Here is a 6,724-nt window from a genome sequence, read left to right as displayed (position 1 = left end):
CAGCTTTATTCCCATCTGGCAGCAGCAATGCGCGAAAACGCCCTTGGTGAACTGTGGCCTGCCGCCAAAAACCGCAAGGAAATGAAAAAGGCATATCTAAGCTATATGTATGGTGTATAACGGCAGCATATGATTAAAGCGGTGTGAAAAATGCAAAAGCATTTATCACACCGTTTTTAATGCAAATATGAGGTTTGTAATCCACCGTTGCCAAATAACTCTGTTCCGTACTCTTTCATATGTTTTTATACCAACAGTCTTTTTCATTCAAAGGAAACTGTCTTTTAATTGCATGACATGATTCATTCTCCCAGATGAATGCCTGCCAGATTCTTTTCTTCCATATTCCCCACTTCATAATGCAGATTTTCTTCGTCAAGAATCTGCAGAAATGCTTTCAGATATTTATCATCCTTAACTACCTGCTGGAAGGAAAAACAGAACTTCCCGGGAACAGCAGTAATTTCCTGTATAAAATGACCATCTGTAATAAAAAACAATGATTCAACATAATCTGCAAGACCACCCCATGGCAAATTTCCTACATAGCTGATCGTATAGGTATCCCACGGTGCATTCTTTATCAGACTGTGGTCAAAGGCATATTGCATTTTCCCCTCATGGGAATGTACTTCATCGATTTCGGCCCGATAGGCCATCAATCTTTTCAGCTCCAGCCAGCTAAGCTCCGGCCGCAGCTGAAGGAACATTTTCTCCCTTGTCATGGCACTGAGCTTTCCAATTGACCAGGAAAGCATATCCGGGGTGTATTTCACCCGAAGCATGCGGACCAGATCTCGATATGTATCAGGACAGCCAACATCAGCCCTATAATTTGCCACAATCCTGGAAGAAATGAACGAAACATCCCTATCCCGGAAAACCCTGCCCAATGTCTTGAACATTATCGCCGAAAACAAGGAATTGGGACTTGCATGATTGGCACGGGCATGGCCTATTACTTCATCCTGTTCCAAAATGATGGGAATAAATACCACATCCTTGAAGGGATCCTTGAAATATTTCTCATAGTCGTCCATTGGCATATAGGCATTCCCAAAGTCGTTCACCAATTCACCTTCATCTGCCGGTGCTTTACTGAGCTCCGGGATTGCTGTCTCACTCTGTGAAAATGGTGTCAGGGGTGTCAGAATTCCTTCGGAGCTTATTTCGGTCTGGTACAAATCCGTAAGATACTGCCAAAGTGTTGCCTGTACCCAGACCATCATTCCACAGCCACCACATATAGAATGAGGTGCATGAAAATATATTGAGCTGCCTGTCCAGGTAATGCAAAAGAAAAGATGATTTGTCTCCTCACTACCAAGAACAATCCTTTCAGCACCTTCCTCCTTCACTACCAGTTCTTCTTCACTTGGCTCCAAAATATGCGCTCCTGTTTCATCGAACCGCATTATTCTCCTATAATAGGGAAAACGATGAAAAGCCTTTGTTGCTGAATCCTTTAACACTTTGCCATCTACATGCTCCGTCAGGTTGACCTTCATCTTTATGTTCAATGATGCCCTGGGTATAGTCTCATAAAAGAAGTAGCTATCAAAATCATACTTCATTGCACATCACCTCTATCAGCTCCTTGCCGGACTTTCCTGACTTGTCGCATCTGTCTCCGGATAAGCCATGATACTTGAAGCAAAGCATTGTAATATCATCGAAATACTCTGCTTCACCCACAAACTCTGCTATCTTATCCGTCATTTCCCCAATCAGGGCCTCCGGCTGTTCCTTCCAGCACTGCTTAAGAGCCTCGGTCATCCTTTTTATGCCAAAACGATTTCCATTTTTGTTGGAAGCATCAAGCACGCCATCGGTATACACAAAGAGAATATCCCCGGGCTTAAGCAGGATTTCATTTTCCTTAAAGTCGATTTGCGGCATACATGCAAGTGGCAAATCATGCATCGTATTTATCTGCTCCCATTTCCAATCCGCTCTTTTGATGGATGGTTTCTCATGGCCGGCATTGACACTTCTGAGGATTCCCGTCGAAAGCTCTAAAACAGCCACCCAGACGGTAACAAACATACCTGTAGGATTTGTATCGTATAACTGTTTATTTACATTACTAATTGCATCAGCCAGGGATTGCCCTGCCTTCAGTTCACTTCTTATCAGCGTTTTACTGGTCATCATGAAGAGCGCCGCTGGTACGCCCTTGTCTGAGACATCTGCTATAACAAGGACCAGGTGGTCATTATCCAACATGAAGAAATCATAAAAATCACCGCCTACCTCCCTTGCAGGAAGCATTGAGGCAAATAAATCAAATTCTTTCCTTCCTTTGATTTCATCTGAAATCGAAGGAAGCTGGCCCATCTGTATCGATGTGGCCATTTCCATCTCAGCCCTGGTCTTTTCCTTTTCCGTGGCATTGAACCGTATCTCGTCCGTATATCTGTCTATTTCAAGAGACATATCATATATATCCCCTGCAAGCAATTCTATTTCAGTCTTTTTAGGAGCTCTTATCATTGCATCCAGATTAGTGGCCACTTTAGTGCTTTCCTTGGTTCTCATGTAATCACGAACTGCTTGGGAAATTGTCTCCAGTGGTTTTATGAATTTTCTCCGCATTAAAAATATTACAACAAGACAAACAACAATCGTACGAATCAAAATCAGTATATCCGATGCCCTGATATTGTCATTGATGGCTGTTTCAACAAGTTGTCTGTCATAACCCACGGAAACGGATGCTATCCTGTTATGATCCTTGTCATATACAGGAATGGTCATTGCATAATATGAATAATCGCTTTCAGCTGTACCTTCATCGCTATTGCCCCCGGCCTTACCGGCAGGTTGCGATATTTTTTTTTCGGAAACTGTAACATAGCTGGCACTAACACCATCACCAGCCTCAAACGCTCCGGAGAATACCGGCTTTTCCACCTTTTTTAGCTTAAGCAAGGTCCCCAGTTCATATGGATTGCTGTTTTCATTATTCATTCCCGAAAACAGTATCATAGCACCATCCGATGCGGGGTCATCTTTGGTACAGGTGAAATACATGTAGTCATAGGTGTTGGCAAGGAGGTCAAATCTTTGTGCTATCAAAAGATAGCAGAATTCCGCATACTCCTTCTGCTGCTCTGCAGAAAGAGCATCCAGCTCCTCTTTGCCCAGCAGAAAATTATAATTGTCCTTATACCATTTATGGGAACGAACCCATTTATCATTGTCTGCTCCAAATCCATTCCTCGGAATATCCATTTCCTCACGATGCTCAGCCCAGTAGGAAATCAGCCACGGCAATGATTCATCATATTCATGGAGTATGGCTCTCGTATACACGGCCGAATCCATAAGATGAACATCAAGATAATCATGAAATTGTTTATTGGCCAGATAAGTGGCAGTAATACGATTTGTCAAAAAAAAGATCAGAAAAACCAGCAACAGCCACATTACAACTTCCACCATCAGCCGGCGTTTCTTTGTCCTTTTTTTATTATTCAGCTGTACCAGCCCTTGTCCGCCCATAATTACATTCCTCCAGAATATGCTTTTTCAGCCCTGCAATTTCTTTGCTGCCAAACCCCCGCTCTGCCATAAGTCCGGTGAAATCATGCTCATCCATCCAGTCGAGCAGCTGTTTCATGGTACCTGCCTTTGATGCAGCAGCCATTTCCATTTTCTCCGGGGGGATCTGTGCCTTCATATCTTCCGGCAGGGCCTGAATCCGTTTTAAAATCACGGCCTCATTATACACTTCGGTAATTACATAATCCGCAATAATATCCTCTCTCCGTACTCCGGACAGATACAGGACTGCCGCAGCAACCATACCGGTACGATCCTTGCCTGCAGTACAAAATATATCCACATTCCCCTTTGCCAAAAGCTGTAAGATAAGCCTCAGACTTCCTGCCATCTCATCCAGGGAATTATTAAGCATAAAGCTGTAATCCAGGCTCATACTTTCCATAAATTTCCTGGCCGCCTCGTCCGGATCATCAATACCCAGGTCTTCCTTCAGAAAAGGACAATGATGATAAAGCACCCCGCATTTTGTTATAACCGGCGCCTTTTCCCGTTCAAATGTGCTTCTTAAGTCTATTACATTTAAAATATTCAGTTCCTTGAAGGTATGCCACTCGTCATCGCTTAGCTCTGCCAGGCAGTCGCTCCTATATAATCTGTTCCAGGAGGTAATCCTTCCATCCTTCGTCTCGTATCCGCCCATATCTCTGAAATTCATCAGGTGTTCCAATTTTCTTCTTCTGATGCAACTCACAATCTGTCTCCTTGTCTACACCCATTCAGCCAGTGGTATTCTTTGCCCGACATCAAAATCAGCTTATTTTCCGGATTATGAGGGTATCGCCAGCATCCATGGCAGGGGCCTCCACCAAAAGGCCTGCTGCTTCACTCATGATTTCTATGGATTCCCTCCCGCATGGAAGATGCCAGCAGCTTCTCTCGGGAACGATTATACAGCCCCTGTTTCTGACTTTATCTACAAGTCTGAAGAAGCTATCAATAATAATATTATAATCCTCATTTTCCCGATAATTCATATCAAAAATACCGAAGGCATACCCATCGCTCTCAGCTTCAATATCTTCCACAGAAACACAGGTAACACCATCTAATTGCCGAATCTCATTGGAAAGAAGCAGTATCGTGCCTACAGGATTCAGCCTGCTGATCACTTCCTCTATGCTCTCCATTTTTTCCGGCTTTTCATCAGATTTTACAGTTTTCCCGGAAAACAGCATGTCAAAGTAGCCGGATTCAATTCTCTCAATAAAATCCCGATCTCGGTGCAGCTGGCCATAATCCCCATTCACAAAGTAAATTACCCCGGCACTTGTCGCTAAATCAATCGTCCGATCAAGATGACCAGATTCGATTTTTGGAATGCTTGCTCCATAGAAGCTCTTCTGATGCCTGAGCAGGGAAAGAATTGGTGCCGATACCACATTCATATCCCTGCCAACGATGATATTTTTCATAAAGCCCTTTGCCAAAGGACGATATGGATCATTCATATGTGCTGCAAATGCGTCCGGATGAAGATAGGCATCCAAAAGCAAATCTGTCTCGTGATGTCCCAGCATCCTGTCCATATAATCTGCAGACATGTGATTACCAATAACACGGCAGTTTGCCTCTATGAGAACCGGTCCCTTCTCATCTATCATAAACTCACTGTGCACGATTCCATTAGTAACCCCCAGTGCCTTAAGCACCTCAAAGGCATACCTTACAAGTGAAGAGCTGCCTGTCTCCAGATGTTCCAGAAACTCAGTAATACTGTATACCTTGCCTCCACCCTCCACTGTTTTCTTGGCATATTTCCAAATGGAGGAAAGTTTGTGCATTCCATTGCAGGAAATTGTGTTTACTACATATTCCGTCCCTTCAATCTTTTCCTGCAGCAGCATTCCATCTTCTTCTCCACCCATAGCATTTGCCGTGGAAAACACCTCATTAAAAGCGTCCTTTAATTCTTCCTCATTTTCACAGACGCGAACGCCAAAAGAACCAGCTCCCCTATAGGGCTTCAGCACACATCCTTTTAATTTCTGCTCCCTATAAAAAGTGATAATCTCCTCCCAATTATGAACCATTGTGCCTCTAATGCCGCGGATACCGTATTCAATCAGTGCCTGATTCATCAGATGCTTATTGGTCAGCGCCGGTATCCTTTCAATTGGATTTCCCGGAAGTCGCAGGTCTGCAGCCAGCTTTGTTGCAAGCTCCACACCGACTTCTCCTCCAATCACTATAAGTTTCGGAGCGTATTCTTTCACCATCCCAAGGGTTTTCTCATATGTGTCGCACTCTATCAGGAATTCAGCCCTATCATGATAATGGTGTTCTACAGCATTCCTGTCCTCCGACATCGTTTCAAAAATGATATCGTTTCGTTTTGACCAAAGACATATAGGCCGAAAACCTCTCTGGATAATGTCATTTATATAATTCTCTCCTGTGGAAAGAGGGTCTACAACTACGATATTTTCCATACTCATTTTACACTCCTTCCTTTTGTATTAAAGCATCTACAAGCTCCTTACTGATCTGTTCGGGATATTTTTGCTGTAGTTTCTCAAATCCTGTCAGCAATGCTTCCATGGATTCATATCCTCCGGTAACCGCATCATTAAAGAAATACGGGTCTTGTCCCGGCATCCTTACCTCGTACTGGATCACACTGATTACAGATTCCTCTGATGCAATCCTTGCAAGTGTCCGAAGGTCTGCTCCCGGCATCTTGAACTGACAGGCAAATTTCAGTTTTTTCGTATCGTTAAGGTCCACAGTGCCCGGCTCATACTGATCCATATATACATCATAAGGGAGTCTTTCCTGGGAGGCCGTTATAAGAGTGGTAAGACCCGACCAGCGGTTGTTGATCTCAAGGATATACCACAGGCCATCCGCCAATACCAAATCAACCTCCATAATACCTGAAAATTCCATGACCTCTGCAAGCCTGAGCAACTCTTTCCTGAGTTCTTCGACCTTGAACTTCTCGTCAAGAATCGGTCCGTATTTCAGGGTAGTTGCCCCAAGAGGATCGTTCAGCTGGCCTTCTGCCGTATTAAATATTCTGAATGGCGGTGAGATAATATAGTTTCCCTTGCTGCCGTGAACCTCCATGCCATATTCATCGCCAGACAAGAACTCCTGAATCAGGACATCCTCAGTTAATTTCCCAGAAAGCAAATATGCCTTTGCATCCTCATAATCC

General features: G+C 43.7%; 5 protein-coding genes and 1 pseudogene. 1 reads left to right on the top strand and 5 read right to left on the bottom strand.

The window, feature by feature from the left end; genetic code table 11:
• Positions 1-120, top strand: a pseudogene (locus K6C05_RS06035) (tRNA 2-thiocytidine biosynthesis protein TtcA); the annotation flags it as partial.
• A gap of 182 nt (positions 121-302) precedes the next feature.
• On the opposite strand, the gene K6C05_RS06030 reads toward K6C05_RS06035, so the two are convergent.
• The 5 genes from K6C05_RS06030 to K6C05_RS06010 all read right to left on the bottom strand — a co-directional run.
• Positions 303-1,574, bottom strand: coding sequence for a hypothetical protein (locus K6C05_RS06030; protein ID WP_296732501.1), 1,272 nt, complete (start codon positions 1,572-1,574; stop codon positions 303-305).
• Positions 1,564-3,504, bottom strand: a complete 1,941-nt coding sequence (locus K6C05_RS06025; RefSeq protein ID WP_296732498.1) for a SpoIIE family protein phosphatase — start codon at positions 3,502-3,504, stop codon at positions 1,564-1,566. The genes K6C05_RS06030 and K6C05_RS06025 overlap by 11 nt, the downstream gene beginning before the upstream one ends.
• The gene (locus tag K6C05_RS06020) at positions 3,473-4,258 is read right to left on the bottom strand and encodes a tyrosine-protein phosphatase (protein ID WP_296732496.1); all 786 of its coding nucleotides are present in this window, start codon (positions 4,256-4,258) and stop codon (positions 3,473-3,475) included. Before K6C05_RS06020 ends, K6C05_RS06025 begins: the two co-directional genes overlap by 32 nt.
• A 58-nt stretch (positions 4,259-4,316) precedes the next feature.
• Entirely contained in the window at positions 4,317-6,002 is a 1,686-nt protein-coding gene (locus tag K6C05_RS06015) for an ATP-grasp domain-containing protein (RefSeq protein WP_296732494.1), read from the bottom strand.
• A 1-nt stretch (position 6,003) separates the two neighbouring features.
• The coding region (locus K6C05_RS06010) for an ATP-grasp domain-containing protein (protein ID WP_296732491.1) at positions 6,004-6,724 on the bottom strand (721 nt) is incomplete at its 5' end.

The sequence above is a fragment of the Anaerovibrio sp. genome (assembly GCF_024697385.1).
In the GTDB taxonomy this organism is placed as follows: Bacteria; Bacillota; Negativicutes; order Selenomonadales; family Selenomonadaceae; genus Anaerovibrio.
The sequence above is the reverse complement of the archived record's forward strand: the minus strand, read 5'-3'. Positions and strand labels throughout refer to the sequence as shown.